At 61.7% G+C, this 25,798-nt stretch carries 28 protein-coding genes and 3 pseudogenes; 16 read left to right on the top strand and 15 right to left on the bottom strand.

Going from position 1 to position 25,798, the window contains the following annotated elements:
* Positions 1–42: 42 nt before the first annotated feature.
* The 8 genes from FJ867_RS21645 (at position 43) to pqqE (ending at position 7,582) form a co-directional block, all read left to right on the top strand.
* Positions 43–1,944 (top strand): methanol/ethanol family PQQ-dependent dehydrogenase, encoded by a 1,902-nt coding sequence (locus tag FJ867_RS21645; protein WP_140498243.1) that lies wholly within the window; start codon positions 43–45, stop codon positions 1,942–1,944.
* 176 nt (positions 1,945–2,120) lie between these two features.
* Positions 2,121–2,645, top strand: a complete 525-nt coding sequence (locus FJ867_RS21640; protein ID WP_140515133.1) for a c-type cytochrome, methanol metabolism-related — start codon at positions 2,121–2,123, stop codon at positions 2,643–2,645.
* Entirely contained in the window at positions 2,617–3,510 is an 894-nt protein-coding gene (locus FJ867_RS21635) for a substrate-binding domain-containing protein (protein WP_140524717.1), read from the top strand. Before FJ867_RS21640 ends, FJ867_RS21635 begins: the two co-directional genes overlap by 29 nt.
* The gene (locus FJ867_RS21630) at positions 3,507–4,067 is read left to right on the top strand and encodes a PQQ-dependent catabolism-associated CXXCW motif protein (protein ID WP_140581044.1); all 561 of its coding nucleotides are present in this window, start codon (positions 3,507–3,509) and stop codon (positions 4,065–4,067) included. Before FJ867_RS21635 ends, FJ867_RS21630 begins: the two co-directional genes overlap by 4 nt.
* A 413-nt stretch (positions 4,068–4,480) precedes the next feature.
* On the top strand, positions 4,481–5,419 hold the full coding sequence (pqqB, locus tag FJ867_RS21620) for a pyrroloquinoline quinone biosynthesis protein PqqB (RefSeq protein ID WP_140498251.1): 939 nt from the start codon (positions 4,481–4,483) through the stop codon (positions 5,417–5,419).
* Positions 5,416–6,174 (top strand): pyrroloquinoline-quinone synthase PqqC, encoded by a 759-nt coding sequence (pqqC, locus tag FJ867_RS21615; RefSeq protein WP_140498254.1) that lies wholly within the window; start codon positions 5,416–5,418, stop codon positions 6,172–6,174. The genes pqqB and pqqC overlap by 4 nt, the downstream gene beginning before the upstream one ends.
* Positions 6,174–6,464: a pyrroloquinoline quinone biosynthesis peptide chaperone PqqD gene (gene pqqD, locus FJ867_RS21610; protein ID WP_224680292.1), complete on the top strand. Its 291-nt coding sequence runs from the start codon at positions 6,174–6,176 to the stop codon at positions 6,462–6,464. Before pqqC ends, pqqD begins: the two co-directional genes overlap by 1 nt.
* Complete coding sequence (pqqE, locus tag FJ867_RS21605; RefSeq protein ID WP_140818544.1) at positions 6,461–7,582, top strand: pyrroloquinoline quinone biosynthesis protein PqqE; 1,122 nt, start codon at positions 6,461–6,463, stop codon at positions 7,580–7,582. Before pqqD ends, pqqE begins: the two co-directional genes overlap by 4 nt.
* Before the next feature lie 9 nt (positions 7,583–7,591).
* Here the strand turns inward: pqqE and folP are convergent, their stop codons facing one another.
* On the bottom strand, positions 7,592–8,368 hold the full coding sequence (gene folP, locus FJ867_RS21600; RefSeq protein ID WP_246671017.1) for a dihydropteroate synthase: 777 nt from the start codon (positions 8,366–8,368) through the stop codon (positions 7,592–7,594).
* A gap of 557 nt (positions 8,369–8,925) precedes the next feature.
* On the opposite strand from folP, the gene FJ867_RS21595 reads away from it, so the two are divergent.
* Positions 8,926–9,765 carry a hypothetical protein gene (locus tag FJ867_RS21595; protein ID WP_140649820.1) on the top strand — a complete coding sequence of 280 codons (840 nt, stop codon included), beginning with the start codon at positions 8,926–8,928 and terminating at the stop codon, positions 9,763–9,765.
* 109 nt (positions 9,766–9,874) lie between these two features.
* Here the strand turns inward: FJ867_RS21595 and FJ867_RS21590 are convergent, their stop codons facing one another.
* Together FJ867_RS21590 and FJ867_RS21585 are read right to left on the bottom strand one after the other, a co-directional pair.
* A complete protein-coding gene (locus FJ867_RS21590) occupies positions 9,875–10,444 on the bottom strand; it encodes a GNAT family N-acetyltransferase (protein WP_140560466.1) in 570 nt (189 codons plus the stop codon).
* A gap of 115 nt (positions 10,445–10,559) precedes the next feature.
* Entirely contained in the window at positions 10,560–11,456 is an 897-nt protein-coding gene (locus FJ867_RS21585; RefSeq protein ID WP_140818542.1) for a LysR family transcriptional regulator, read from the bottom strand.
* Between the two features lie 277 nt (positions 11,457–11,733).
* On the opposite strand from FJ867_RS21585, the gene FJ867_RS21580 reads away from it, so the two are divergent.
* Both FJ867_RS21580 and FJ867_RS21575 read left to right on the top strand, forming a co-directional pair.
* Positions 11,734–12,468 (top strand): SDR family oxidoreductase, encoded by a 735-nt coding sequence (locus FJ867_RS21580; protein WP_140498268.1) that lies wholly within the window; start codon positions 11,734–11,736, stop codon positions 12,466–12,468.
* 86 nt (positions 12,469–12,554) lie between these two features.
* Positions 12,555–13,157, top strand: a complete 603-nt coding sequence (locus FJ867_RS21575; RefSeq protein ID WP_140673525.1) for an NAD(P)-binding domain-containing protein — start codon at positions 12,555–12,557, stop codon at positions 13,155–13,157.
* Between the two features lie 415 nt (positions 13,158–13,572).
* Here the strand turns inward: FJ867_RS21575 and FJ867_RS21570 are convergent, their stop codons facing one another.
* The 7 genes from FJ867_RS21570 to FJ867_RS21540 all read right to left on the bottom strand — a co-directional run bounded on the left by FJ867_RS21570 (position 13,573) and on the right by FJ867_RS21540 (position 18,797).
* Positions 13,573–14,238 (bottom strand): substrate-binding domain-containing protein, encoded by a 666-nt coding sequence (locus tag FJ867_RS21570; RefSeq protein ID WP_140673523.1) that lies wholly within the window; start codon positions 14,236–14,238, stop codon positions 13,573–13,575.
* Between the two features lie 50 nt (positions 14,239–14,288).
* The gene (locus tag FJ867_RS21565) at positions 14,289–14,636 is read right to left on the bottom strand and encodes a non-heme iron oxygenase ferredoxin subunit (protein WP_181167172.1); all 348 of its coding nucleotides are present in this window, start codon (positions 14,634–14,636) and stop codon (positions 14,289–14,291) included.
* A gap of 356 nt (positions 14,637–14,992) precedes the next feature.
* Positions 14,993–15,337 carry a hypothetical protein gene (locus FJ867_RS21560; RefSeq protein ID WP_140673521.1) on the bottom strand — a complete coding sequence of 115 codons (345 nt, stop codon included), beginning with the start codon at positions 15,335–15,337 and terminating at the stop codon, positions 14,993–14,995.
* 10 nt (positions 15,338–15,347) lie between these two features.
* Complete coding sequence (locus FJ867_RS21555) at positions 15,348–16,457, bottom strand: epoxide hydrolase family protein (protein ID WP_140623881.1); 1,110 nt, start codon at positions 16,455–16,457, stop codon at positions 15,348–15,350.
* A gap of 46 nt (positions 16,458–16,503) precedes the next feature.
* On the bottom strand, positions 16,504–17,124 hold the full coding sequence (locus tag FJ867_RS21550) for an NAD(P)-binding domain-containing protein (RefSeq protein ID WP_140557388.1): 621 nt from the start codon (positions 17,122–17,124) through the stop codon (positions 16,504–16,506).
* Positions 17,125–17,155: 31 nt separating this feature from the next.
* The gene (locus FJ867_RS21545) at positions 17,156–18,109 is read right to left on the bottom strand and encodes an SDR family oxidoreductase (protein WP_140623883.1); all 954 of its coding nucleotides are present in this window, start codon (positions 18,107–18,109) and stop codon (positions 17,156–17,158) included.
* Between the two features lie 46 nt (positions 18,110–18,155).
* Positions 18,156–18,797: an NADPH-dependent F420 reductase gene (locus FJ867_RS21540; protein ID WP_140623885.1), complete on the bottom strand. Its 642-nt coding sequence runs from the start codon at positions 18,795–18,797 to the stop codon at positions 18,156–18,158.
* A gap of 134 nt (positions 18,798–18,931) precedes the next feature.
* On the opposite strand from FJ867_RS21540, the gene FJ867_RS21535 reads away from it, so the two are divergent.
* A complete protein-coding gene (locus FJ867_RS21535; RefSeq protein WP_140498277.1) occupies positions 18,932–19,519 on the top strand; it encodes a TetR/AcrR family transcriptional regulator in 588 nt (195 codons plus the stop codon).
* Between the two features lie 133 nt (positions 19,520–19,652).
* On the opposite strand, the pseudogene FJ867_RS29120 reads toward FJ867_RS21535, so the two are convergent.
* From FJ867_RS29120 to FJ867_RS21515, 4 genes and pseudogenes are all read right to left on the bottom strand, one after another.
* A pseudogene (locus FJ867_RS29120) lies at positions 19,653–19,944 on the bottom strand (NADP oxidoreductase coenzyme); the annotation flags it as partial.
* Positions 19,945–20,126: pseudogene (locus tag FJ867_RS21525) on the bottom strand (SDR family oxidoreductase); the annotation flags it as partial.
* 318 nt (positions 20,127–20,444) lie between these two features.
* Positions 20,445–20,900 (bottom strand): carboxymuconolactone decarboxylase family protein, encoded by a 456-nt coding sequence (locus FJ867_RS21520; RefSeq protein ID WP_140498278.1) that lies wholly within the window; start codon positions 20,898–20,900, stop codon positions 20,445–20,447.
* A gap of 13 nt (positions 20,901–20,913) precedes the next feature.
* On the bottom strand, positions 20,914–21,327 hold the full coding sequence (locus FJ867_RS21515) for a cupin domain-containing protein (protein ID WP_140557381.1): 414 nt from the start codon (positions 21,325–21,327) through the stop codon (positions 20,914–20,916).
* 85 nt (positions 21,328–21,412) lie between these two features.
* Here FJ867_RS21515 and FJ867_RS21510 point away from each other — a divergent pair, with 85 nt between their 5' ends.
* Positions 21,413–22,840: a PLP-dependent aminotransferase family protein gene (locus FJ867_RS21510; RefSeq protein WP_140818540.1), complete on the top strand. Its 1,428-nt coding sequence runs from the start codon at positions 21,413–21,415 to the stop codon at positions 22,838–22,840.
* A gap of 21 nt (positions 22,841–22,861) precedes the next feature.
* On the opposite strand, the gene FJ867_RS21505 is transcribed toward FJ867_RS21510, so the two are convergent.
* On the bottom strand, positions 22,862–23,773 hold the full coding sequence (locus tag FJ867_RS21505; RefSeq protein ID WP_140818538.1) for a LysR family transcriptional regulator: 912 nt from the start codon (positions 23,771–23,773) through the stop codon (positions 22,862–22,864).
* A 111-nt stretch (positions 23,774–23,884) separates the two neighbouring features.
* On the opposite strand from FJ867_RS21505, the gene FJ867_RS21500 reads away from it, so the two are divergent.
* The 3 genes and pseudogenes from FJ867_RS21500 (at position 23,885) to FJ867_RS21490 (ending at position 25,739) form a co-directional block, all read left to right on the top strand.
* Positions 23,885–25,060 carry an alkene reductase gene (locus FJ867_RS21500; RefSeq protein ID WP_140818537.1) on the top strand — a complete coding sequence of 392 codons (1,176 nt, stop codon included), beginning with the start codon at positions 23,885–23,887 and terminating at the stop codon, positions 25,058–25,060.
* Between the two features lie 155 nt (positions 25,061–25,215).
* Positions 25,216–25,332, top strand: a pseudogene (locus FJ867_RS21495) (SDR family NAD(P)-dependent oxidoreductase); the annotation flags it as partial.
* Positions 25,333–25,526: 194 nt separating this feature from the next.
* Positions 25,527–25,739 carry a hypothetical protein gene (locus tag FJ867_RS21490; RefSeq protein ID WP_181165313.1) on the top strand — a complete coding sequence of 71 codons (213 nt, stop codon included), beginning with the start codon at positions 25,527–25,529 and terminating at the stop codon, positions 25,737–25,739.
* Positions 25,740–25,798: the final 59 nt, after the last annotated feature.

The following is a 25,798-nucleotide window of genomic DNA, read 5'->3' as shown; positions in this document are numbered from 1 at the left end:
CTGACAGTCGATTCATCACTGTGAACCCCGGGAGGAATTCGGATGCGTGTACTTACGAAAGCTACGTATATTCTAACCACTGCGGCGTTTCTGTCGCTCGGCGCGGCCTATACGGCGTCGGCCAACGAGGATCTTGCAAAGCTCGCTTCGGATGCGAAGAACTGGGCGATGCAGACGGGTGACTACGCCAACACCCGCTATTCCAAACTCAACCAGATTACTGCGGATAATGTGAAGAACCTGCAGGTCAAATGGACCTTTTCCACCGGCGTGCTGCGCGGGCATGAGGGTGGACCGCTGATCATCGGCGATGTGATGTATGTCCATACGCCCTTCCCAAACAATGTCTTTGCGCTCGACCTCAAGAATGACGGGAAGATCCTCTGGAAATACGAGCCCAAGCAGGATCCGAATGTCATTCCGATCATGTGTTGCGATACGGTCAATCGCGGTGTTGCCTATGGTGACGGCAAGATCATTCTCAATCAGGCCGACACCACGGTCGTCGCCCTCGATGCAAAGACCGGCAAGGTCGTCTGGTCGGTCAAGAATGGCGACATGACCGACGGCGGCAAAGGCGAATCCGGCACGGCTGCCCCCGTCGTGGTCAAGGATAAGGTACTCATCGGCGTGTCCGGCGCCGAATTCGGCGTTCGCGGCTGGCTGGCCGCCTACAATCTGAAAGACGGCAAACTTGCCTGGAAAGCCTATTCGGAAGGTCCCGACGCCGACACCCTGATCGATCCCGAGAAAACCACCCAGCTGGGCAAGCCGGTAGGCAAGGATTCCGGCACCAACACCTGGGAAGGCGAGCAATGGAAGACAGGCGGCGGCACGACATGGGGATGGTATTCCTATGATCCCAAGCTGAACCTGGTCTACTACGGCACCGGCAATCCCTCGACATGGAACCCGGTCCAACGGCCTGGCGACAACCGCTGGTCAATGACGATCATGGCCCGCGATGCCGATACCGGTGTTGCCAAATGGCTCTACCAGATGACCCCGCATGACGAATGGGACTATGACGGCATCAACGAGATGATCCTCGTCGACGGCATGGAGGTCAATGGCGCCAAACACGACGTGCTGGTGCATTTCGATCGTAATGGTTTCGCCTACACCATGGATCGCGCCACCGGCGAGCTTCTCGTCGCCAAGAAATACGATCCAGCGGTGAACTGGGCGACGGAAGTCGTCATGGACCCAAAGAGCGAACAGTATGGTCGCCCGCAGGTCGTGGCGAAATATTCGACCCAGCAGAACGGCGAAGACACCAACTCGACGGGTATTTGCCCAGCGGCGCTTGGAACGAAGGATCAACAGCCAGCTGCCTATTCGCCGAAAACCGGCCTGTTCTATGTTCCGACCAACCATGTCTGCATGGACTATGAGCCGTACAAGGTAAGCTACACCGCCGGTCAGCCTTATGTTGGCGCCACAGTGTCGATGTACCCGGCACCTGGCGGCGACGGCAGCATGGGCAACTTCATTGCCTGGGATGCGGCCAAGGGCGAGATCGTCTGGTCGAAGCCTGAGAAGTTCTCCGTGTGGTCGGGCGCGTTGGCGACAGATGGCGACGTCGTCTTCTACGGCACGCTCGAAGGCTACATCAAGGCGGTCGATAAGGACGGCAAGGAACTTTACAAGTTCAAGACCCCGTCCGGCATCATCGGCAACATCACCACGTACGAGCATGACGGCAAGCAGTACATCGCCGTTCTGTCCGGCGTCGGTGGGTGGGCAGGTATCGGTCTGGCAGGCGGTCTGCTTTCGCCTGACAACGCTGCTGCCTGGCATGGCGCCGTCGATCAGGGCCGTGCGCAAGGCGATCAGTCCGCGGTCGTTGGTACCGCTGGCCTGGGTGCCGTCGGCGGCTACGCGGCACTTGCGGACTATACGACGCTGGGCGGTCAGCTCACCGTCTTCGGTCTCCCGGACTGACGGGCGGGGAACCTTAAGCACGCCTCAGGTCTTGTTGGACCGGAGGTTTGAAAAACGAGAGCCCGGATCATCCGAAACCATGGCCGGGCTCTCGATGCGGTTGCACCCCCGACACACCGATCAATGCCGGCCACGGCAGCAAAACCGTGTCCACGGCAAATGAAGGAAGCGTTTGAATGTCCGTTCGCATTGTAATTTCGGCTTTCGTCCTGGCTCTGCTGCCTCTGGCAAGCTCAGGCGTGGCGTGGGCCGAGGACAGCATGGAAAAAGCCAAGGCGGTGAAGCAAGAAGGCGGCAAGTATTTGGATGCGGATGGAAATCCGACCTACAAGATCGAGAACGGAACCGTCGACTGGTACACGTTCAGCGGCTACCGCCGGTATCACTCCGATTGCCATGTCTGTCACGGACAGGATGCGACAGGTTCGAGCTACGCGCCGGCCCTGGTCAACAGCTTGAAAACCATGGACTACGCCACGTTCCTCTCGATCGTCGCCGAGGGCCGCAAGAATGTCGGCGGCGGCAAGGAAAACGTCATGCCTGCCTTTGGCGACAACAAGAACGTCTATTGCTACCTGGACGATCTCTATGTCTACCTGCGCGCGCGCGCCGATGGTGCGGCGCCACGCGGCAGGCCGCCCAAGCACGAAGACAAGCCGCAGGCGGCGAAGGATGCCGAAGCATCCTGCATGGGCGGATGACATGAACGGCTGCGGTGCATTGAAGCTGCGCGTCGTTCTGCCGATTCTCGGCGCACTGGCCTTGTTGCCATCGAACGCGCAGGCGCAAGGCGCCGGCCTCGGCGCGGCGGGAGAACTGGTCGATCCCGACATTCTGCGCGTCTGCGCCGATCCTTCGAATATGCCCTTCACCGACAAGAGCGGCGAAGGCTTCGAAAACAAACTCGCCGAACTGGTAGCCGCGAAAACCGGACGGAAGTCCGTCGCCTATACCTGGTTTCCACTTGTCACCGGCTTCGTTCGCAACACGCTGGGAGCGAACCGATGCGACATCATCATGGGCTATGCCCAAGGCGATGAACTGGTGCAGAACACCAACGCCTATTATCGCTCCACATATGTGCTGGTCTACCCGAAGGGCAACGATATGGAGGGCGTCGAAACGATCGAGGATCCCAAACTCACGGGCAAGACGATCGGGGTTGTCGAGCGCACGCCGCCAACCGCCAACATGGCCGCCAACAAGCTTCTGCGGACCGCCAAGATCTATCCGCTTGCGGTGGATACGCGTGTCACCCCCTCCATGGGGGAGGTCATGATCAAGGACATGCTGGCCCACAAGATCGACGCGGCGGTCCTGTGGGGACCGATGGCAGGCTACTATGCCAAGCAACTTGGAGCCGATGTGGCGATTGTTCCGCTGGTAAAGGAAAAAACCGGCTCGCGCATGTCCTACCGCATCACCATGGGCGTACGTCCGTCCGACCAGGAATGGAAGCGGACGCTCAACCGGGTGATCAGGGAAAACCAGGCGGAGATCAACAGGCTCCTGCTGAGTTACAACGTGCCGCTGATCGATGAACACGACAATCCGATCACCCAATGAAGGGAAAGGAGGCTGTTTTTTTGCTGGTCGCTGCGAGCCTTATGGGTCTGGCCGAACCGACGCGGGCTGGCGAGATCGCCGAACCCAGGGGGTACCGGATGGACGACTATCGGGCGCCGGTGCCGCCGACGCTGCAAGGCGCCAGGGTGGTGACGACGGCGGAAGCTGAAGCGCTGTGGCGAGCGAAGAAAGCAGTCTTCTTCGACGTGATGCCGAACACGCCCAAGCCGACCAATTTGCCGGCAGGAACGATATGGAGAGACAAGGTTAGAAAGGACATTCCAGGCAGTACATGGCTGGCCAACGTGGGATACGGCGCTATTTCGCAAGAGACCACCAGCTATTTTCGCCAAGGCCTCGAAGCCAAGGCCGGCACGGACAAATCGCGAGCGATTCTGTTCTATTGCATGACGAATTGCTGGATGTCCTGGAATGCCGCCAAACGGGCGATCGAGTGGGGCTACAGTTCGGTAATCTGGTATCCACTCGGCGCTGATGGGTGGGAAGGTGCAAATCTTCCGCTGGAGGTGAAAAGACCATATGAAACGAGCAATTGAAGGAAGGTTTTGCTATTATTCCCGGTAGTTTTGCTTTTCGATTTTTCAAAACCTACTTTTTCGTTTGTCCATTTTGAGACGTGATGGACGAGCCATTGCTTCGGTGCCCTGCAATGGTTGGCTAACAACAGGGATCGGTCCCTTCGGACTGGTATAAGAGGAGAAATGTCATGAAGAAAAACTGGAAAAAACCGACCATGTGCCAGGTTGCTGCGGGCATGGAAATTTCTCGGTATCTGCCTGCCGAAATTACTCCCAAGAGGTAGGCCGCAGAGGTGCGTGTCCCTGGCAACAGGGGCACGCATCCCCGCAAGGGTTTTGGCGAAAGGTTTTGACGCGTGTAGGGCGCGCGCGGCACTTTTCAGGGCTGCAAATTGCCTGCTGGTCAGAGAAGCCGCGGGGCGGGCGTTTTCATGCATTTGAGGATCATCGGATCGGCGGCAGGCGGCGGCTTTCCGCAATGGAATTGTAATTATCGTCTCAGTCGTGCGGCCCGCTCCGGGATGGCTGGCGTGCATTCACGAACCCAATCAAGTGTCATCGCTTCGACGGATGGCGTCGGCTGGGTTCTTTTCAATGCCTCACCCGACATTCGCCAGCAGATCGCGGCAACGCCAGAGTTGCAACCTGCGCGCGACGCGCCGCTGCGTTCGACGCCTATCCGCGCGGTGGTGCTGACCAATGCCGATGTCGATCATATCGCCGGACTGCTCAGCCTGCGCGAGCGGCAGCCTTTCGCCATCTATGCAACGGCGCAGGTTCTGGCGACGCTGGAGGCGAATTCGATTTTCAACGTTCTCGATCCGGCGGTCGTGCCGCGGCGCATCCTGCCGACAGCGAAAGAATTGGTCATCTGCGATGCGGAAGGCAGCGAGACCGGCGTGATGATCGAGAGCTTTCCGGTGCCTGGAAAGATAGCACTCTATCTGGAGGACAAAGACCATCCGGATGCCAATTTCAGCTCCGACGCCGGTGACACGATTGGAGTCCGAATTGCGGGTATCGGCAGCCGCGATTCTGTCTTCTACATCCCGGGCTGCGCGCGCATCGATGCGACGCTGCGCGCGCGTCTTTGCGATGCAGCCTGTCTTCTGTTCGACGGCACTGTCTACACCGACGACGAGATGATCGTCGCCGGCGTCGGTCAGAAAACCGGCGCGCGCATGGGGCATCTGGCGATTTCGGGAGACGCGGGTTCGATCGCCAGCCTGGCCGATGTGAGGCTGGGCCGCCGCGTCTTCGTCCATATCAACAACACCAATCCGATCCTTGACGAGAATTCGGCCGAACACGCGGCGGTCAAGGCGGCAGGCTGGGAAGTCGCAGGCGACGGCATGGAGATGGAATTTTGAACGATTTCCGCGATGCGGCCAAAGGCGGCCTGTCCACGAGCGATCTCGAAGCCGTGCTGAGGCAGGTCGGCGCCGAGCGCTACCACAATCATCATCCCTTCCATCACAGGATGACCAGCGGCGCGCTGTCGAAGGCCGAGATGAAGGCCTGGGCGCTGAACCGTTATTGCTACCAGGCTGTCATCCCGCGCAAGGATGCCATGATCCTCGCACATGCCGAGGATCCGGCGTTTCGCGCCGCCTGGCGCAAACGTATCGAAGACCATGATGGCGAGGACGGCTGGAGCGGCGGTATCGCGCGCTGGCTGCATCTGGCAACCTCACTCGGTCTGGACGCCGAGGCCGTGAAGAGCGAAAGGCTGGCACTGCCGGCGACACGGTTCGCCGTGGGGGCCTACCTCTCCTTTTGCACCAACCGGACGCTGTTCGAGGCGGTCGCGTCGTCGCTGACCGAGATGTTCTCACCGCTTATCATCGGCGAGCGCGTACCGGCGATGCTGGCCAAATACGATTATATCACCGAGGATACGCTGGCCTATTTCAAGCAACGGCCCGAACAAGCCTCGCGCGACGCCGACTTCGCCCTCACCTACGTGCTCAGCCATGCTGATACGGCGGAACGCCAGCAGCAGGCAATAGATGCGCTGGTGTTCAAATGCGATATACTCTGGGCCATGCTTGATGCGCTTCAACACGCCTATGGCGAGCCGGGAAACATACCGCCCGGCGCCTTCCGCCCCGAGGCAGCCCCATGATGCTGCGCGAAAGAGCCTTGGTGTCGCTGCGATCGATACCCTTCCTGCCGAAGCACGTGCGCATACAGTACGATTCCGTGCGGCAGGCGTTCGCCGTGCTTTCACCGGAGAGAATATTCTGGCCGAACGATATCAGCCTCGACATATTGCGGCGCTGCGACGGACGGTCCACGGTCGGCGAAATCATCGCCGGCCTTGCCACGGATTATGAGGCCGAGGAGGAGGCCGTGGCGGCCGACGTCATCGCCTTCCTGCAAGAGTGGTCGGACAAGCTGCTGGTGAAGCTATGAACACGCCCCTCCTCCCTCCTATCGGCATGCTGGCGGAACTGACACATCGCTGCCCGCTGCAATGTCCTTATTGCTCCAACCCGCTCGAATTGCAGAAGGCCAATCGCGAACTCGACACACAGACCTGGCTCAGCCTGTTCTCGGAGGCCGCCGATCTCGGTGTTCTGCAGGTGCATCTGTCAGGCGGTGAGCCGACGCTGCGCCGCGACCTCGAGCAATTGATCGCCGGACTTTCAGCGCGCGGCGTCTATACAAATCTGATTACCGCGGGCGTCGGCATCGCCGAAGGCCGCATCGAAGCATTTGCCGAAGCCGGGCTCGACCATCTGCAATTGAGCTTTCAGGGCGCACGGCCTGAGACCACCGAACGCATCGGCAACCACAAAGGCAGCCACGACAAGAAGCTGGAGACGGCACGCCGCGCGCGAGCTGCCGGCTTGCCTCTCACCATCAACGCGCCGATCCATCGCCATAACATCGAGGAGGTACCGGGGTTCATCGATCTTGCCCTTTCGCTGGACGCGGAGAGGCTCGAGATCGCCAACGTCCAGTACGCTGGCTGGGCTTTGATCAATCGCGATCAGCTGATGCCCGAGCGTGCAGCAGTCGACCGGCAGGCGGAAATCGTTGCGGAAGCACGCGAGCGGCTGGCCGGCATTATCAACATCGATTTCGTGACACCGGATTATTTCGCCATCTACCCCAAACCGTGCATGGGTGGCTGGGCGCGTGACGCGTTCATGGTGGCGCCTGACGGCACCGTGCTGCCGTGCCATGCCGCGCAGACGATCCCGTCGCTCAGCTTCGAGCGTTTCAAACCACACACCCTCTCCTCGATCTGGGCCGATTCGCCGGCGTTCAATGCCTTCCGCGGCACGGACTGGATGCAGGAACCCTGTCGCGGCTGTGAACGACGCGAGATCGACTGGGGCGGTTGCCGCTGCCAGGCGATGGTGATCGCCGGCGATGCCGCCGCAACGGATCCGGCTTGCGCGAAGTCGCCGATCCACGCGCGCATGGCGATGCTGATCGACGAAGCCAAGCGTACCGCGACAGTTCCTTCGGAGGACGAACCATTCACCTACCGGCGTATCGGCGTCGTGACCGAGCCCGCCTGACAGGTTCTTTCATTCCGCCGTATTCTCGCGCTCGCGCACTGCGTCGGCGAAAGCCAGGGCATCGCGATTGATCCCGACATTGTGCACACGAAAAATCGAAGCACCCTTCAACCGCAGGATGACGCTGGTTGCAGCTGTGCCAACGTCCCGCCCTTCGTCGCTGTCGCCGACCAGGTGATGGGCAAGCCGCTTGCGCGAGGTGCCGACGAGCCATGGAAAACCAAGAGCGCGCAGTTCGCCGAAGCGAGCCATGAGTTCAAGGTTCTCCTCTCCGCTCTTGGCGAAAGCGAAGCCTGGGTCCAGCACGATGCAGTCGTCCGGAATGCCGGCGTTGCGAGCGATCTCCAGCGATCTGTTCAGAAACAGGAACTGGTCGGCGATTACATCGGCCAATTTTTCCCGGTCGCGCCCGGTGTGCATGATGACGAGGCCAGCGCCGGCTTCCGCTGCGACGTGCGCAATGTCGGGTTCGCGCTGCAGGCCGTGTACGTCGTTGACGATATGTGCACCCGCCGCGACCGCGAGACGCGCCGTCTCGGCCCGATAGGTGTCAACCGAAACGATGCAGTCGCCGTCCGACGACAGCGCCTCGATGATCGGGAGGATACGCGATTGTTCCTCAAGCGCCGAAACGCTGCCGGCGCCGGGCCTGGTGGACTCACCCCCGACATCAATGATCGCCGCGCCCTCGCCGATCATACGCCGTGCCTGTTCGAGTGCCCGCTCCGGCCGATCGAATTCTCCACCGTCGGAAAAACTGTCCGGCGTAACGTTCAAGATCCCCATCAGTAACGATCTCGCACCAAGATCGAGATACCGTCCATGAGCAAGTTGCCAACGGTTCATCGGGCGAGCGCGGCGAGCATCGACGCCACGCCTCCCTGGTGATCGCTCGGACATAGTCTGCCGGGTGCATTCTCGCGAGGGATGCTGAGCTCCATGCCACGCAATACCGCAGTTGGTGTCGTGGTCATCGTCATTGTGGAATTCGCGTCGTATTCGATCTTTCGGTCGCCCAGGCTATCATAACCCCACAGTGCGAGAAGCGAATGTTCGGGCGCCGCAGGGTGTGCGAAAGCCGCCGAGGAAGGAACCACGGAGATGGCAATGGCAATTTCGATTTTCGGCTGGTGTCGTCAGTTCGGGCCAGAGATTAACGGAGCCATCGCTGCATAGGCGTCTGCCTCAATGAGTATGGACGGATTCACTCATGCGCAATATGTATGAGGATTAAGCCTGCCGTGGCGCTCACATTTTTGCCCGCGTCGCTAAGGCAAGTAATGCTCGTTCAATGACGCTGCTAACGCCGCCCGCCTAAGTGTCGATATCAGGGGATCTGGTCAATGACCGACAACAAGTCAGACGTTACCAAGGATTGGCAAGCGACGCAGGGCCAGAAGTCCTCCGCCACGCGTCTTCGTCTTTTCGCCGCACTCTCGTGGATCGTCGCCATTGGCGGCGAAATCTACGGGATTATGCTGCTTCGCCAGAACAAATTCGATCAGGCACACCTGCCGCTGATCATCGGCCTTCTGGTCGGCATCGCGATTTTCGCAATCGCCGGCAACTTGCTGTGGAAGGCGGCGAACAGGCATGATCCGGCCCGTGCATCCGACACGGCCAGGTTCTTCTTCCAAAACCAGCTCGGCGCAATCATCACGCTGATTGCCTTTCTCCCGCTGGTTTTCCTCATCCTCACCGACAAAAACATGGACCCGCGGACCAAGAAGGTTGCCGGCGGCGTCGGCGCTGCGCTGGCCGTGCTCGCGACGGTCATGGGAATCAGCTTCAAAACCCCGTCGGTCGAACAATACACCCAGGATATGAACGCATGCGCAGCCCAGATCAAGTCGGGGCAGCCCACCACTGCCTGTTCGCCCGACGTCGCCGCTCAGGCGCAGGCGATCGCCACGGACACCGCCGCGGTGGCGGCGGCGACGCGAGACGCGAGCCACCCCGCAGGTCAGGACGTCGTCTACTGGATCGCGCCCGAAAACGGAGCCGCGAAGTCCACCGAGCCGCATGTTTTCCACCTCTGCGCAGGCGTGAGTCCGCTGAAGGACAAGACCGTGAATAGTGGCTCCGTGACGGAAGCCTACGCACAGAACGCCGTCCGCATCACGAAGCAGATCGATATGGAACAGAAGCAGTGCGGGTTCACTGCCACAACCAGCACCAACTGAACCTGGCTGCGCTCGATCGCGTCCAGCCGTTGGTCTTGTCGAGAGAGGCGCGCAAGCGCAGGTCAGTATCGACTCGCCGGAGCAACGCTATTTGCCATGGCTCAGAGCCCTAGCAGTCCGGCATGGCGTTGCTTGCCAACAGTGACGGCCCGATGTCTCGGTCGAGCGTAAAGCGCTCGCAACGCTCGCCGTCGGACTCGTCGATGAAGCTTTCGACATGTTTGAATCCAAGCTTCGCAAATATCCGCACCGAGGCAAAATTGCGCGCCGCCGCTTCGCCCGTCACCCGTTCAAGCGCCAGAGTTTCGAAAGCGTAGCGGAGAACTTCGCGCGCCGCCTCGCTGCCCAGTCCGTGCCCCCAATGCGCACGCGCGAGCACAAATCCCAATGCGGCTGCCTTGGCGTCGGTTGCGCCGAAGGACAGGGTTATTGTCCCGATCGCTTCCGAAACTCCTACTTGATCTATGGACCACTGGATCGCCGTACCGTCAGCGAAACGCTGACGCGAACGGGCGAACCATCGCTCGCCCGCGCTTATGTCGTCGGGAACAGGATCGCCGGCAAGAGAGGCGGATTCGACATCCGTCGCGCGCGCAAACCATGCCGGGATATCCCGTTTTCTCGGCGCCCGAAGCACGAGCCTTGGTGTCGTGAGCTTGGGAAATCGCACAGTTTCCATCGAAGCATTTTCCACCTGAGGCGGCGCCAATGATAGCCGGAAAGCGGCGATCATAAGCAGCCGGCAAGCCCCCCCGGAAAGCCGTCGGCAAGGCAGGCCGTCAACCCGCCAGGCGTCAGTCGCGCGATATGGAAAGTCCCGCGAGAAGCGGAGCGTACGCGGCGAGCCTGCGGGATACGAATTCCGTGAAGAGCCGCACGCGCTTCGTCTTGCGTGTCTCCCCCTGCGTGAGAAGCCAGAGCGTTCCGTACATGTGCAGGTCGGTACCCGGCACCCTCACCAGCAGGGGGTCGGCATCTCCGACGAAGCACGGCAGTGTCGTGATCCCGAGCCCTTGCCGTATCGCAACGATCTGTGCCTCGGCGTCCGTGGTCCTGAATGGAACCTCCGTGGTGCGAACCTCGCCCTCGCGAGCCCAGTCCGGAATTCCATGAATGCTTATGACGATCCACCGGACGGGATCGGGCGCGCCCGCATGCCAGGCGGCAAGTCGATCGCGGGACATATAGACGCCGCCGAACAACTCTGGCCCCTTCAGGCCGTGAAGATTGAGCGGCAGGGTTTTGCGGTCATAGACGACGCGGATCGCCACGTCGGCCTCTCGGTTGGTCAGATTTGCCAGCTCCCCGGACGACAAGACGTCCATCTCGATGTCCGGATGCAGACGCGCGAACTCGGCGAAATCAGGCATGAGCAGGTGTGTCGCAAGGGTCGGAGCCAATGTCACCCGCAGAAGCCCGCGCACGCTCTGGTCGCGCCCGAAGACGCGTGTCTCCAACTGGTGCGACGACGCTTCCATCTGGTTCGCGAGCTCGAGCACCTCCTCGCCCGCAGCCGTCAGGCGGTAGCCCGAAGGCAGCTTTTCGAACATTTGCGCCCCGAGGCGTTCCTCGAGCTGTGCAACGCGTCGTAGCACGGTCGAGTGGTTCACACTGAGGCGCTCGCCGGCAGCCCGCACCGAGCCTCCGCGCGCCACGGCCAGAAAATAGCGAACATCATCCCAGTCGATCATGGCGCGATCCCGCACCGCGCGGTGCGCTTTCCAAAGCCCGTATCCAACGCAGTCGTACAGCAGTGTGGGCGGTTATCATAGCTTATGTCGACGAGCGCGGCCCAATTCCGAACGACGGACACCGATTCGTCGCGGCTGGCGGCAGTCGTCCGACCGGATCGATTTTGCACCACCGATGTGCGCACATCCGCACTCAAAGCCTGACCCCTGCAGACTTATTTCCAGGCTCTCGGGGTTCTTCCCGAATGATCAAAGGCAGAGCCTGGAAGGAAAAGTCATGGGAAAGCTAAACGGTAAGGTTGCAGTCATCACGGGCGGCGCTACCGGCATCGGCCGCGCCGCGGCAAAGCGCTTCATCGAGGAGGGCGCCTTCGTCTTCATCTTCGGCCGCCGGCAGGAAACGCTCGACGCGGCTCTGGCCGAGCTCGGGCCCAATGCCCGCGCGGTGACGGGCTCGGTCTCGGATGAGGCCGACCTCGACCGACTCTACGCGACGGTGAAGGCCGAGCGCGGAACCCTCGACATCGTCTTCGCCAATGCCGGGGCGGGAAGCCAGCTTGCGCTCGGCGAGATCACCGCCGAGCACATCGACGAAACCTTCGACACCAATGTGAAGGGTACGATCTTCACTGTCCAGAAGGCGCTGCCGCTGATGGGCCAGGGCGGTTCGATAATCCTGACCGGATCGAGCGCCGGCACCACGGGCGCCCCGGCAATGAGCGCCTACAGCGCGAGCAAGGCGGCAGTGCGCAACCTCGCGCGGACCTGGGCGGAGGACCTGAAGGGCACCGGCATCCGGGTCAACGTGCTATCGCCCGGGGCGACCGCGACCGAACTCGCGAAGGAAGCGCTGGGCGAGGAGGGCCAGAAGGTCTTCGCCGCGATGACGCCGCTCCAGCGAATGGCCGATCCGGCGGAGATCGGGGCCGTCGCCGCCTTTCTCGCGTCGTCGGACAGCAGCTTCATGACCGCCAGCGAGGTCGCCGTCGACGGCGGCCTTGCGCAACTCTGAGGCGCCACGCCCGGCCGGCACTCCATTCAATTAACCAGCGCCGTTGAGGGCCGGGAATCGACATCAACACGGATCGGAGAAGTATTATGAGCTATGCAATTGTAGGATTCGGCAAGATAGGCCAGGCCCTCGCCCAGGCCTTCGCCCGTAAGAACATCAAGGTGGCCGTCGCGAGTCGTCGGCCGCCCGAGGCATTGGCGCCGCAGGCTCGGGCGATTGGACCCACGGTCATTGCCAAGTCGCTGCGGGATGCGCTCGAGGCCGACACAATCATCTTGGCGGTCCCGTTCTGGGAGCATCGCGAGGTCGCGAAAGCCCTGCCGAACTGGGAAGGCAAGACGGTCATCGACGCGATGAACACTTTTGGAGTTCTCCCCGAAGAGCTGGACGGTCTGCCGTCCTCCGCCTTCGTCGCGAAGGCGTTCACCGGCGCCAAGCTCGTCAAAGGGTTCAATCACCTGGCTGCGGCCACCCTGGCTGCCGATACGATCGTCGAGGGCGGCCACCGGGTCGTCTTTCTGTCTGGTGACGACGAGGACGCGACCGCCGCCGTGGCGGCCTTGGCCAAACAACTCGGGTTCGCACCCGTCAAGCTGGGAAAGCTCGACGAGGGTGGCGCGCTTGTGCACGCACGCGGCCGCACCTGGGGCCACCTCATCTTCCAGGATTTGTTCAAGAAGGAGCAGTAGTCAATCTACAACCGCGTGATCAACGCCGAGACCTGGTCGCGCGCTAACTTCTTCGAGCAGCGCGCGACCGAATATTTGAAGACCACAAGGTCGCGAAGGCTGGGGTGGGCCTAACGGCGTATAGGCGCCGTTCGAAGAGCGGGGAGCGGTCAAGCCTGCGCCATGCGGCGGCCGCAATTGGTCGTAGAGCTTTGGGCTGCGGACTGACCGATTGCGCCGGCAGCAATGCCATGCGGCGGCGCAAAAAGGCACTTGGTTGCTGGGCAACGCCCTAAAAGGGCGGAAGTACCGCGGTCACTCTAATGATCCCTGACCAGCTGCATGAAAGCCTCTATCGGACGTAGCGTTTGGCGAACCTTCAGACACGCCGCGAAGGATTGCGTGAACGGCTTGTGATCCGAGATCGAAAGCGCCGTCAAACGATCGTCCGGAAGGTACTCGGTCCTGGAAACAATACCGGCGCCAAGGCGGCTATGGCACGGTCCACGGGCGGGCCCATCGGCGCTTCACGGTTCGGCCACAGCACGATGCCATCATATTGCTTGGCGATCCACGTATCGATCACCTGGCCCATCTTGTTGTCGTCGAACTCGGCGTCGATCACCTCCAGTTCGATATTCGGATGGCGCTTGGCTTCCCAGGCGGCGGTGTCGGCGAGGCTGATCAGCCAGGGATGATTGAAGCCATGGACGACCAGGCCGATGCGATATTTCTTGCTGGCGTCGAGCACCGGACCTTCAGGCAACGGCAGATAATCCGTGAAAGGCGCCTTGATCTGCAGCTTGCTGTAAGGGCCGACGAAGCTGGCGCCCATGCCCGGCTTCCAGACGAATCCGCCGGCGAGGTCGCCGACCGGATAGACGTTGAGATAGTCCCGGAAACCGTCCTTTTCGAACAGCGCACTGACGTCGGCATTCGATATGCCCGCCTTGGCTTCGTCGGAGTATTTCTTGATCAGGCCATTGAGAACGGCGTGGACGGAGTCTTCGGCGAAGGCCGGAACTGTCGTCAGCGGTGCAGCAGCGAGAACGGAAAGCGCCGCGGCTGTCTTCAGCAGATGGCGACGTGATAATTTCAGCATTTTAGGTCTCCTCCATATTTGCTTTCAGCCCGGGATATATCCCGACAAGTTCAAGTCACTCCTCCTTCCACCAGGATGTGGACGTAGCCGTCCGACACCTTGGTTTCGTAGGTCTTCAGCCGCTCGGTAACGGGCGGTGAAAGCGGTGTGCCGGTGGGGATGTGGAACAGTCCCTGATGCAAAGGACACTCCACCGTCTGGCCGTCGATATAGCCTTCCGAAAGGAAGGCGTGGGCGTGCGTGCAAATGCCTGAAGTGGCGTAGAACTTGCCGGCAAGATTAAAGATGGCGATACATACCCCCTGGTGCTCGATGCGCGTCGCATCGTCGACAGGAAGACTGTCGGCACGGACCGCCTGGATCCACTGCCTGCTTTCTGGATTAGTCTGCGCGTCCATGCGCCTCCCCATATCCGTTTGTTTCGTTTATTTTCGTTCTCTTTCCTTCGCTCGCAAATTCATTGTGGGAATAGAGATATCGATGAACCCCATGCCGAGTGATCGACCACAGGCAAGCAATCGCCGAAAATACGGCTGCATGGCAGCCGGACGCGGCGATATGTCAGGCACGGAGATCTATCGGAGGGTTCGAACCGGTCGTGCCCGAGACAATGCGCGAAGCGCCAATCTGGTGATCAGAAACAATGCCCTCACGTCCATCGCGATGCGAACGGCCGGAGGGGCCTGCAATTCGTGCACGGAACGCTCCAAAGGAGCCGGAAACGCGAACTTGGAAGCGGGCTGCCAAGGCAGCATCAAGCCGGCAATTGGCGACGATAGTGACTTGCTAGCTCGCTTCGAGATGGAAAAATCGTCTGGGGCAGATGTACCAAAACACTGATCCCGTATGCCGAAGATCGTGGACCGTGAATGGCTCTAGCGGTAACCTTCCTTCTTCGCCCGAACGTTTCCTCGGAGATGGAGTCAGCGGGAAGCGTCATCAGAAACGTCCGTAGTCGATCACGCTGCTCTGGCTGCGCGAGCTTGCGATCGAGATATTCCACCCGCTGTTCTTCGAGCTTGGCCAGCCTCGCCTGCTCGGCACGCCGCTGGCGGGCAATCTCCACGATCCGTGCCCGCTCGTGGGTGAAGCGGAACACGCTTGTTCGTTCAGATCGCGGCGAGCGCGATCTTTCGCAAATCGTCGGCGTAGAGTTCCGGCGTTTCCCAGGCCGGAAAATGCCCGCCACGCGGAAAGACGGTGTAACTCTGCACATTGTAGAGCCGCTCGGCCCGCTCGCGCGGCGCGAGCGCCAGATCATGTGGCCACATCGCGACGGCGGTGGGGACATGCACGAAGTCATCTGCCCGCAGCGGCGGCCGCAGCCGGGCGGCATCGTAATAGTAGCGGACAGACGACCCGATCGTGTTGGTCATCCAGTAGATCATCAGGGTGTCAATCAAGGCTTCGAGGGGCCAGACAGAGAAGACGTCGCCATCGCAGTCCGTCCAGGCCCGGAATTTCTCGACAATCCACGAGGCTAGGCCAACAGGACTGTCGGCAAGCCCAAAGGCGAGAGTTTGTGGCCTCGAGCTCTGGATCGCCTGATAGCCCCCTTCCTCCCGGCTCCACAGTTGGAGGCGCTCGTCATAGTCGATCTCGGCCTTCGACAGGGGCGATGCATCTTCTGGAATCGGCTTCGGCGCGACCGCCGAGACATGGAGAGCCAGCAAACGCGCCGGATGCCGAAGCGCCATTCGCGTGGCAAGGCCGGAGCCGATGTCAGTCCCAGCCACGACGAACCGCCCATAGCCCAGCATCGTCATTAGCTTCGGATAAAGGTCGCTGGGCTCCGCCTCGTAGGGCCGGGTTGGCCTGTCCGAGTAGCCGAAGCCGGGCATGGTGGGGATCACGACATCGAATGCCGGCGTTCCCTGGGTAAGCAGCGGTGCTATACGCTGAAACTCCACGAAGCTTGACGGCCAGCCGTTCATCAGCAGTAGCGGGATCGATCCCCTTTGGCCGCTGCGAAAATGCAGAAAGTGTATGCCATGGCCGTCGACCGTCGTCCGGAAATGGGGAAGCTGGTTAAGCCGGTCTCGTCGCTGCGCCCAGTCATAGCCGTCACGCCAGAAATCGATGAACTGGTTGAGGACGCCGCGCTCGGTTCCCATGGTCCAGTCGTCAGTTACCGCGTCGGCCCAACGCGTCCGTGCGAGGCGGCTACGAAGGTCAGCGGCCTGGTCCGCATCATAGGGAATCTGGAAGGGAGTGATCATGATCGATTCCTTGGCTGTAGTGCAGCGGAGGGCTGATGTCGGTGGTTCAGCCGATATCGACGTTCATGGCGAAGTCCCAGGTGCCGGCGCCGTTTTTGGCGAGGCCAATCATCATCAAACCGAGCGCCTCCAACGTCTGGGCCATGTGCAAGCCGCCCACGTCGAGCGGACGCAGCCCGAGACTTTCGAGAAACGTCGAGACGCGCGCTTTCGCCTCCGCATCGTCGGCTGCGATGAACGCGTCGAGGCGTCCGCCCTTCGCAAGCACGTGACCAAAGATCGTGTTGAATGCCTTCACAACATGCGCGCCGGCGGGGAGGCCCTTTGCGGTCTCCTGCGCGCCGGAACTGCCGTGGGGCGTGACGAGGCCCGAGAGGTCGGGGGCAACCGGGTTGGCGATGTCGACGATCACCTTGCCATCGAGCGCTTTCCCAAAGTCGGCTACCGCCGCCGCGGCACCGCTGTACGGCACGGCGAGGATGACGATGTCGCCCGCGGGGGCGGCGCCGTATGTCCCGGTGGTCGCTCCGACTCCAAGTTGGTCGACGAGCACCCGCGCCTTGGCGGGGTCGCGGCTGACAACCTCGACGGTATGTCCGGCCTTGGCGGCACGGCCCGCGATCGCGGCGGCCATGGCTCCTGAGCCGATGATGCTGATAGTGCTCATGTGTTGTCTCCTTGTGAGTTGGGTGGACGGATCACGGGATCGCGATACGATCCGCCGGGAAGTAATGGCCGTTGTCGAGGTCCTCGAGCAGGCCCGGCTGAGCTGGCTCCCAGCCGAGCGTCTGGCGGGTGATGGCGTTGGACGCCGGAAGGTCCAGCGTGACCAAGTTCGCGAGAAAGCCGAAGAAGCCCGGCAACATCAGTACGTCCGCAGGGATGGGCACAGCAGGCATGCCCATACGGCTGCCAATGGCCTCAGCGATCTCGCGGAACCGGATGCCCTCGCCCTCAATCCCGTGCCAATATTTGCCAGCCGGCCCCTTCTCCAGCGCCAGGCGGAACAGGGAGGCCAGGTCGCGGGCATGCACAGCCGGCCAGAGGTTCGCGCCGTCTCCGGGGTAACCGATTACGCCCTTCTCCTTCGCGAGACCGATCAGCAGCTGGAGGAAGCCGGCATCGGTCGTGCTGTGCGCGATGGGAGGAATTCGGACGACCGAAGACCGCACGCCCCGTCCCGCTAAGCCGATCACGGCGAGTTCCACGGCGTTGCGAACCCGCAGGGTGCCCTTGTATGCTTCGCCGCCGGGAAGAGCCGGATCTTCCTCGGTGGCTGGCCGGCCCAGGCCTTCCCACCCCGGCGAGCCGATGCTCCCTGAGACGACGAGCGGCTTTCCGGTCCCCGCCAGCGCCTCGCCGTAGGCGAGCATGATCTGGAGCTCCGCGGCTGCCACGGCGTCGATCCCGCCGGAGGGCAGCAGGTCTTGCCGGTGCGCGACGTGGATGACGCCGTCGGACTCCGCCGCCGCGACCTTGAGCCCATCGAGGTCGGTGATATCCCCGCGACGTACCTTGGCGCCGAGTGCCGATACCGCAGTCGCGGACGTGTCCGACCGGGCCAGGCCAATGACCTCATGTCCGGCCGCGATGAGCTCGGGGATGACATACGAACCGATATGGCCGGTCCCGCCGGTAACGAAAACGCGCATGCTGCTGCTCCTTGGGTAATGTGATGCGAGACGTGGTGCCGCGGGCTCAGCCGAGGAGGCTGACGCGGATTGAGAAGTTGGTGTGTTTGACGGAGTGGGTCATGAGGCCCAGCCACAGCATGCAGGCGTGCTCCAGCGTTCGGGCCATAATCAGCCGCCCGGTATCCATCGGACGTAGTCCGAGGCTGTCGATGAACGCCGAGACGCGCGCCTTCGCTTGAGAGTCGTCCCCGGCGATGAACACGTCCAATGGATGGCCCCCGATTGGACCGGCAGCCAAGACCCGGGCGTTCTGGGTGTTGAACGCCTTGACGATAGTGGCATTGGCAGGAGCAACCTTGGCGATCTCCTGCGCGCCGAAACTGTCTTCAGGAGTCAAGAAACCCGTGAAGTCGGATTTGATGGGGTTGGTGATGTCGACAATGAGCTTGCCTGCCAGCTTTTCGCCGTACTGCTTCACCACGTCGAGAACGGCCGAATAGGGAACCGCCAGGATGACAATGTCCCCGACCGGAGCGGCGCCAAACGTTCCGGTCGTCGCGCCGGCTCCGACCTGCTCGGCCAGCGCCCGCGACTTGGCACTGTCGCGGCTCATCACCTCGACGGTGTGTCCGGCCTTGGCGGCAAGGTCGCCGATCGCTGCGGTCATACCGCCTGACCCGATGATGCTGATAGTGCTCATGTTCATTTTCCTTGCGGGGCGGGCAGCGCCTTTGTTGCCATTTGTGCAGACGCACTCTATTTAGTGGTTCACCGATCCGCTTAGTAACTGGATCATCGATCCACATATACGGATCACTGATCCGCTTATCAAGGCATCTCATGCGAGCCGACGCAAAAAAAAATTACAGCCATATCCTCGCGGTCGCGCGTGACGTCGTCGCCGAGCACGGTATCAATGCGTCCATGCGCGATATCGCCCGTCGGGCCGAGGTCGGGTTAGCCACGCTGCTTCGTCATTTCCCGACGCGAGAAGCCCTGTTCGAGGCGCTGCTGTGTACGAATCTGGACGCACTGACTCAGAGGGCAGATGAACTCGAAACCTCGGATTCGCCTGACGAAGCGCTCATCTCCTGGTTCCAGGAGTGGTTGGCGTTCGCCCAAAGCTATAGGGGCGTCGTCGCCATGATGGCCGCCGCCCACACGAATCCGAACTCCGCTCTTTACGCTTCATGCGCAGCGGTGCACTCGGCGAGCGCGCGACTGCTGCTCCGCGCACAGGCCGAAGGCGCGGCGCGGCCCGACATGAATGGGGATGACCTGTTCGCCCTGATGACGGCGCTCGGCTGGGCGGTCGACCAACCCTCATTCGCGCCGCGGGCCGATCATCTCTTTCGCATCATTACGGGCGCCATCCTGGCGAACCCGTCGACCGGATCGGCTTCTGCTGCGCTCGACCGTCAAAACTAAGTATTCATCATACTGCTGACGAGAGGCGGAGCACTTCATCGTTTGCTTCCAAGCATCACCTCGGCCGCACGCATCGGATAGTGCTCGATCCGATGCGTGCATCGTGTCCCTGCCGGTGGGGACGTCATGTTCATCAGTCAAACTTGACCAGGTCCTTGAAGACCAGCCGGCCCCAGTTGTTCCTGCGCGCCTGCACGAGCAGTCGCCTTCGGAAAGCCCGCCTAGCTTTATCGGCGCAAAGCCGAGATTTTCCGCGAGCGTACCAATCTGCGCCGCGGCGTCTTCATCATCGCTCGCCAGGAATATGACTCTCCTGCCGCCCTTTACGGCCGGATTCTGGTCAAGGATGGCAGCGATCAAATGATTGAAACCCTTGACCAGTTTGCACCTGAGAAGGCCTGCTCAATGAACTTGGAAGACGGCTGTCAGAGTTGGGCTAGGCCGCCGTCGACCGCTACCTCGCTGTCATGAAGCTGCTGTCCGATGAGGCGAGGAAGGGTGCCGCCGCCCCGAGCTCTGCCGGATCGCCCATGCGCTGAAACGCAGTCATTGAGCCGTAAGCCTTCAAGCCGTCCTCTCCGAGCGCTTCGGTCGCGAGTTCGGTCGCGATGCAAGCGGGAATAGCTGCAAAGTCCAAGCTGAAACGTGAGTGTACCGCTTCTCAGGCCGCATACGGAACGGCCGGTTTCGGAATCGCCGTGCACACTCCTGACCGACGACAATGGGGCTGCCGGCTTGCGAGTTGAGCCGCCTCTCCTTAGGGCCGCCATCTGTCAGGTTACGATCACCAGAAGGCGCAAGCGAACAGAGTGATTGAAAAGGAACTCGATTTGCTGTCGCGAACGAACTCGGTCGCCTCGCGCGCCAATTTGCTGTCCGGGATCTTGATCCTGGAAATCACGTTACCATTCATTATTCTGCTCCATCAATTCTCGAGAACGGCCTGGGGCGTATTCCGAAAGCTGATGGCCATTCGGTTGTAGCTGTTCATCAGGCTGATCGCGATCGTCAGGTCGACGAGCTGCTTTTCATCGAAGACGGCACGCACGGCTTCATAGGCGGCGTCCGGAACCCCGGTCTGTGCAACATTGGTCACGCTCTCGGCCCAGCGAAGCGCGGCGCGCTCTCTCTCGCTGAACAGGCTGCCGCCTTCCTGCCAGGCTTGCACCAGCGCGATCTTCTCGATCTTCACGCCCTTCTTGACGAGGTCACGCGTGTGCATGTCAAGGCAATAGGCGCAGTTGTTGATCTGGGAGACCCGCAGATAGACGAGCTCGACCAGTTCGGCAGGCAAGCCGCTCTGGAGAACATAGCCGTAGACGGTGCCGAGCGCCTTGGCGCCGCTCGGGGCGATCTGGTTGTAGTCGAGCCTCTTGGCCATCGTTCCGATCCGTTCAATTGAGGGGAGTAGTGAGGGCCTTGTCGTCGGAATCGACGACGAAGACCGCAAGCAGCTTCGCTGGCCTGGTCTTGCTGGCGTTGCGGCTGACCGAATGGGTTGCGTTGGGCAGCTCCGACCAACTCTCGCCCGCTTTGTAGATGCGGGTCTCGCCATCGTTCACCTTGGACTCGATCTCGCCCGAGACGACATAGGCGAAGATAAAGGCGGACCTGGCATGCCGGTGCGGCTGCGAAGCGGCGCCCGGCGCATAATCGACCTCGACGACGACCATCGATTTGCCGGGGATGTTGGGGATCACCTGCTCGAACTTCGGCGTGACCGTCTCCGATTGGTCGTCGCGCGCCCAGGCCGGCCCGACGATGGCAATCGCGGCGCAGGCGGCGGTGAAAATGGCACGAATTCGCATTGGCATCTCCTTGCCCGTCTAGATGCCGGCGAATCGGGCCAGGAAAAAGCACCAAGAACGCAAAAAAATCGTGTACTGAGGCTTCATGAGCAAGCCGCTGGACCTGGATTTGGATCGCGCCGCCAAGACTTCCCTTGCGGAGCAAATTCGCAAGGGCGTGGCCGTCGCAATCGAGGAAGGCGCGCTGGAACCAGGCGCACGGTTGCCCTCATGGCAGGACCTGGCAGCACAGCTGGGCGTCGCGCGCGGCACCGTCCGGACCGCCTATGAGAAGCTCGCGGCCGCCCAGTTGATCGAGGCAACGCCAGCTGAGGGAACGCGCGTCGCACAGCGCCCCCGCACCGTCGCGAAATCCGAGCCGGTGCCGGATGAAGGCTCCTTCATGCGGATTTATCAGGAGATGACGCAGGGTCCCCGGATCTTCCAGATGGGCATCCCCGCAAGCGATATCTTCCCCGCCACCTTGTTCGCGCGGATACGCGCGCACGCCATCCGCGCCGAAGCCGCTGCCGCCGCCCTCTACCCCGATCCTCGCGGCGAACTCGAGTTGAGGCGGGAAATCGCTGGCTACCTCGCCGTAGCACGGGGCATCATCTGTCTGCCGTCGCAGGTCATTATCACTGGAGGTTTCGGTGCGGGGCTCGGCCTGGCGCTATCCGTTCTGAAGCTGGCGGGGGAGACCGCCTGGATCGAGGAGCCCAGTTTCCCATGGACCCGAAAGGGGCTCGAACTCGCCGGTTTGTCTCTCGCTCCGGTCCCGGTCGATTGCAACGGCATCGATCTCGATGACGCACTGTGCCAGCATCCGACCGCGAAGCTTGCCCTGGTCACACCGGGTCAACATGCGCCGCTCGGCTCGACCTTGTCGCTCGAGCGGCGCCTGCGCCTGCTCGAATGGGCAGCTTCGACCCAGGCCTGGGTGATCGAAGACGATTATCTGAGCGAGCTTCAGCTGACCGGCAGGGCCGCGCCGGCGCTCGCGTCGCTCGACCGCGACGGACGCGTCATTCACATCGGCTCCTTCAGCAAGACGATCAGCCCGACCCTTCGGCTGGGTTTCGCGATCGTGCCGGCCAGCCTCGTATGCGCTTTCGCTGAAGTCGCGGCGTGCTTAGCGCCCGCCCCGGGACCGGCAGTGCAGCTCGCGACCGCCGAATTCATGCGGGAGGGCCACTATATTCGCCATCTCCGCCGCACGAAGCGGGCCTATGTCGCAAGGCGCGCGACGTTGCTCGAGCAGCTTTGGGCGAATGTGAATGCCGACCAGATCGCAACGCCGGGCCTGGCCGTGCTGCTGAAGCTGCCGAGGGAAATATCGGACATTGCCGTGGCGTGCGAGGTTTCGGCCTTCGGCATGTCGCCCGCACCGCTCTCCGCGTGGTATGCGTCGCCCGCCACCGCCGAATCCGGCCTCTTGCTCGGGGTCGCCACCACGCCGGGCAAGAACCTGGCAAAATCCTGTGATCGGCTCTTCGAGGCGATTAGGCAGATCGACGGCGGACAGCCGATTTGAGACTGCTCCAAGTAAGACGTGCTAGGCAGCGACACTCGTTGAAACAAGCGACCACTGAACGAGGCCGTCTATGGTAACGCGAATCTTCGCCGGCAGCGCCTTTGTCTGCGGCCACAGGACGCTGATCGGCAGTTCGCCGCCTGACAGGCCATCCAGGACAATCTGAAGGGTTCCTTCTTGAAGATCGCCTTCCACCATCCATGACGGAAGTTGCGTCAGACCGTGTCCTGCCTTAGCGGCCATCAGCACCGTCTCGAAATCCTGTAGTTCATGCTTGACGGGGACGGTTTGCCGCGCTGTCGAGCCGTCCGGTTGCTTCATCAGCCACGCGATGCGGTTGCCTTGCCGCCGTCCGACGATGCAATCGTGTCCGGCAAGATCGCTCCAGGATCGCGGAACGCCCCGCTGTGCGAGATAGCCAGGCGCTCCGACTATCACCGTCTGCTGGACCCCGATCTGTCGTGCGACGAGGTCGTTCGAATCCTCAAGATTGCCAATACGCACGGCAAGGTCGATGTTTTCGCCGATCAGGTCGACCCGCCGGTCGGTGAAGCTGACATTGAGGTTCAGCGCCGGATAGCGTTTCGCCACCCCTAACAGTACGGGCATGACGTGCAGTCGGCCAAACGCAGTCGGCAGATCGATGCGAACTTCGCCGCCCGGCGTGTCCCGCGCGAGCGCGAGGGCGCTCTCACCACGCTCAAGTTCGTCGAGTGCCGCGACGCAGTGCTCCAGCCAGGCCTCTCCGGCAGGCGTCAAGGTCAGGCGGCGGGTCGTCCGGTGGAGCAGCTTGGAGCCCAAGCGCGCCTCCAGACGTGACACCGCCCGGCCGATCGCGGACTTGGCCATGCCCATTTCCGCGGCAACCGCCGTGAAACTACCGAGCCGAACCACTGCGACGAATTCGGCGATGCCATCGAAACGCGAGTTCATCGGGTTATTGTAGCTTCAGATGCATTAGTGAGTCCACCAGGCCGGCACTAATCTGCTGAGGAGTATCCCTTTATATCTTTCGGAGCTTTAATTCTCCACAGGAGCCGCCCCATGCCCTCTCTATTCGATTCCTTCGATCTAGGTCCCGTCCACCTCACGAGCCGCATCGTCATGCCGCCAATGACGCGCACCCGCACCTCCGAGGGCGCCCTTCCGACAGATGGCGACCTCCCGAACGAACTGACCGTCAAATATTACGGTCAGCGCGCCAGCGCCGGCCTGATCATCTCCGAAGTCAACGACGTGGATCAATCCAGCCACGGCTACGCGCGCATTCCCGGGATTCACTCCGAAGCCCAGAAGCAGGCCTGGCGCCCGGTGACCGAAGAGGTTCATCGTCAGGGCGGCACCATCTTCATGCAGCTGTGGCATGTCGGCCGACTGGCGCATTCCTCGCTTCTGCCGAACGGCCAGGCGCCAGTGGGCGTGACCGCGGAACGGGCCGTCGGCTCAGAGGTGTTCGCCCATGGCCCGGACGGCCGGTTGCGCTTCATGGCGGCAGAGACGCCGAGGCCGCTCAGCACCGAGGAAGTGACGGCCATGGTGGGAACCTTCGCCAAAGCCGCCGCCAATGCGCGGGAGGTCGGGTTTGACGGCATCGAGATCCATGCCGCCAACGGCTATCTGATCGAGCAGTTCATGAACTCGGTGCTCAACACCCGCACCGACCGCTACGGCGGCGGCAGCATGGAAGATCGTGCGCGCTTCCTGATGGAAGTCGTCGACGCGGTCGTGGCGGAATTCGGCGCGGGACGCGTGGGGGTTCGCCTCTCACCGTTCGGCAAATATGGTTCAATGCCCGCTGATCCGCTCGTCGAGGAGACGTTCCTGTACTTCGTCGAGCAGCTCGGGCGCCGCGGCGTGGCCTATGTCCATCTGCTCTACGAACTGCTGCCCGACGGCAACATGGAATCGGCCACGTTCGAGGCGCGCCATCTCGACCACGACATGCTCGCCAAGGCGCGAGCGTCGTTCCCCGGCGCGTTCATCTGGTGCGGCGGCTTCAATGACGTCGAGCGCGCCCAGGCAGCGCTCGATACCGGGCTGGTGGACCTGATTGCCTTCGGCAGGCCGTATATCGCGAACCCGGATCTCGTCGAGCGTCTTCGGAGCGGCTGGCCATTGGCCGTAGCGGACCGGTCCGTCTATTACACCCGCAATGGCGAGGTGGGGTACACGGACTTCCCCACCTATTCGAAGAATGGCGCCGCAAGCAGGGCCGCCTGACACGACGAAAGGCCGAGCAGGAGTCCGGCGCAGCGCCACGCACTCCTGCCGGTCGAGACGACCTCCATAGGTTCCGGCGGAGTCGCCCTGTGCCCGCGCAGATCCTGGATCTGGGTGCGCCTGACCGCCCTTCTTTCACGACAGGTAGAGACATCATGACAAAGCGAACATTTCTCGTCACCGGCGCCAGCAAGGGCATCGGCCGCGCGCTCTCGGCGCGGCTCGCCGCCGACGGTCATCACGTTGTCGGCATCGCTCGTGGCGATGATCCAGCGGACGAGCTTGGCGTGAAGGCCATCGCGAAATGGAAGAGCAGCCCGCCTCGAGGCCATTGGCAGGAGGCGGGCGTGAGGATTAAATATTCGCTTGTGCTAATATAAAAATGACGTAACGTAATGTCCGGCATCTTGAGGATGCGCAACCGTGGGGGAGTACGATGAGAGTTGCTATATTTTGCGCGGCTATCATGATCGCTGCGACTGGTGGCACCATTGCCAAGGAAAAGAAAGTGGTGGTCGGTGATGCTGCGGCCCTGTGCTCTACGAAGCATTCGACCAAGAAGCCGGTGAGAGATCTGGACTGCGGTTTGACTGGCACGGCCAAAATGCCGGATGGAGCAACCCCGGAAAAGCCGCGCCTCGGATACGACACCGATCCGTGGATGGTCATTGGCTTTTAAAGCTGGCTGCAGATAGCCCCCAACTTGCGGCGTGGCCGATGGTCGCCAGGTACTTGGAA

This window comes from Mesorhizobium sp. B2-5-3, assembly GCF_006441005.1.
In the GTDB taxonomy this organism is placed as follows: Bacteria; Pseudomonadota; Alphaproteobacteria; order Rhizobiales; family Rhizobiaceae; genus Mesorhizobium.
The sequence above is the reverse complement of the archived record's forward strand: the minus strand, read 5'-3'. Positions and strand labels throughout refer to the sequence as shown.

Coding starts and splice junctions, on each gene's coding strand:
- FJ867_RS21565 (WP_181167172.1), bottom strand. CDS start 14,636: ATGGACGCGCAGACTAATCCAGAAAGCAGGCAGTGGATCCAGGCGGTC.
- FJ867_RS21595 (WP_140649820.1), top strand. CDS start 8,926: ATGACCGACAACAAGTCAGACGTTACCAAGGATTGGCAAGCGACGCAG.
- FJ867_RS21540 (WP_140623885.1), bottom strand. CDS start 18,797: ATGAACATGAGCACTATCAGCATCATCGGGTCAGGCGGTATGACCGCA.
- pqqB (WP_140498251.1), top strand. CDS start 4,481: ATGCATTTGAGGATCATCGGATCGGCGGCAGGCGGCGGCTTTCCGCAA.
- FJ867_RS21555 (WP_140623881.1), bottom strand. CDS start 16,457: ATGATCACTCCCTTCCAGATTCCCTATGATGCGGACCAGGCCGCTGAC.
- FJ867_RS21490 (WP_181165313.1), top strand. CDS start 25,527: ATGATCGCTGCGACTGGTGGCACCATTGCCAAGGAAAAGAAAGTGGTG.
- FJ867_RS21575 (WP_140673525.1), top strand. CDS start 12,555: ATGAGCTATGCAATTGTAGGATTCGGCAAGATAGGCCAGGCCCTCGCC.
- FJ867_RS21640 (WP_140515133.1), top strand. CDS start 2,121: ATGTCCGTTCGCATTGTAATTTCGGCTTTCGTCCTGGCTCTGCTGCCT.
- FJ867_RS21570 (WP_140673523.1), bottom strand. CDS start 14,238: ATGCTGAAATTATCACGTCGCCATCTGCTGAAGACAGCCGCGGCGCTT.
- FJ867_RS21550 (WP_140557388.1), bottom strand. CDS start 17,124: ATGAGCACTATCAGCATCATCGGCTCAGGAGCCATGGCCGCCGCGATC.
- FJ867_RS21585 (WP_140818542.1), bottom strand. CDS start 11,456: ATGATCGACTGGGATGATGTTCGCTATTTTCTGGCCGTGGCGCGCGGA.
- folP (WP_246671017.1), bottom strand. CDS start 8,368: ATGGGGATCTTGAACGTTACGCCGGACAGTTTTTCCGACGGTGGAGAA.
- FJ867_RS21520 (WP_140498278.1), bottom strand. CDS start 20,900: ATGGCCAAGAGGCTCGACTACAACCAGATCGCCCCGAGCGGCGCCAAG.
- pqqE (WP_140818544.1), top strand. CDS start 6,461: ATGAACACGCCCCTCCTCCCTCCTATCGGCATGCTGGCGGAACTGACA.
- FJ867_RS21590 (WP_140560466.1), bottom strand. CDS start 10,444: ATGGAAACTGTGCGATTTCCCAAGCTCACGACACCAAGGCTCGTGCTT.
- FJ867_RS21505 (WP_140818538.1), bottom strand. CDS start 23,773: ATGAACTCGCGTTTCGATGGCATCGCCGAATTCGTCGCAGTGGTTCGG.
- FJ867_RS21535 (WP_140498277.1), top strand. CDS start 18,932: ATGCGAGCCGACGCAAAAAAAAATTACAGCCATATCCTCGCGGTCGCG.
- FJ867_RS21515 (WP_140557381.1), bottom strand. CDS start 21,327: ATGCGAATTCGTGCCATTTTCACCGCCGCCTGCGCCGCGATTGCCATC.
- FJ867_RS21635 (WP_140524717.1), top strand. CDS start 2,617: ATGCCGAAGCATCCTGCATGGGCGGATGACATGAACGGCTGCGGTGCA.
- FJ867_RS21645 (WP_140498243.1), top strand. CDS start 43: ATGCGTGTACTTACGAAAGCTACGTATATTCTAACCACTGCGGCGTTT.
- FJ867_RS21580 (WP_140498268.1), top strand. CDS start 11,734: ATGGGAAAGCTAAACGGTAAGGTTGCAGTCATCACGGGCGGCGCTACC.
- FJ867_RS21630 (WP_140581044.1), top strand. CDS start 3,507: ATGAAGGGAAAGGAGGCTGTTTTTTTGCTGGTCGCTGCGAGCCTTATG.
- pqqD (WP_224680292.1), top strand. CDS start 6,174: ATGCTGCGCGAAAGAGCCTTGGTGTCGCTGCGATCGATACCCTTCCTG.
- FJ867_RS21510 (WP_140818540.1), top strand. CDS start 21,413: ATGAGCAAGCCGCTGGACCTGGATTTGGATCGCGCCGCCAAGACTTCC.
- FJ867_RS21545 (WP_140623883.1), bottom strand. CDS start 18,109: ATGCGCGTTTTCGTTACCGGCGGGACCGGCCATATCGGTTCGTATGTC.
- FJ867_RS21500 (WP_140818537.1), top strand. CDS start 23,885: ATGCCCTCTCTATTCGATTCCTTCGATCTAGGTCCCGTCCACCTCACG.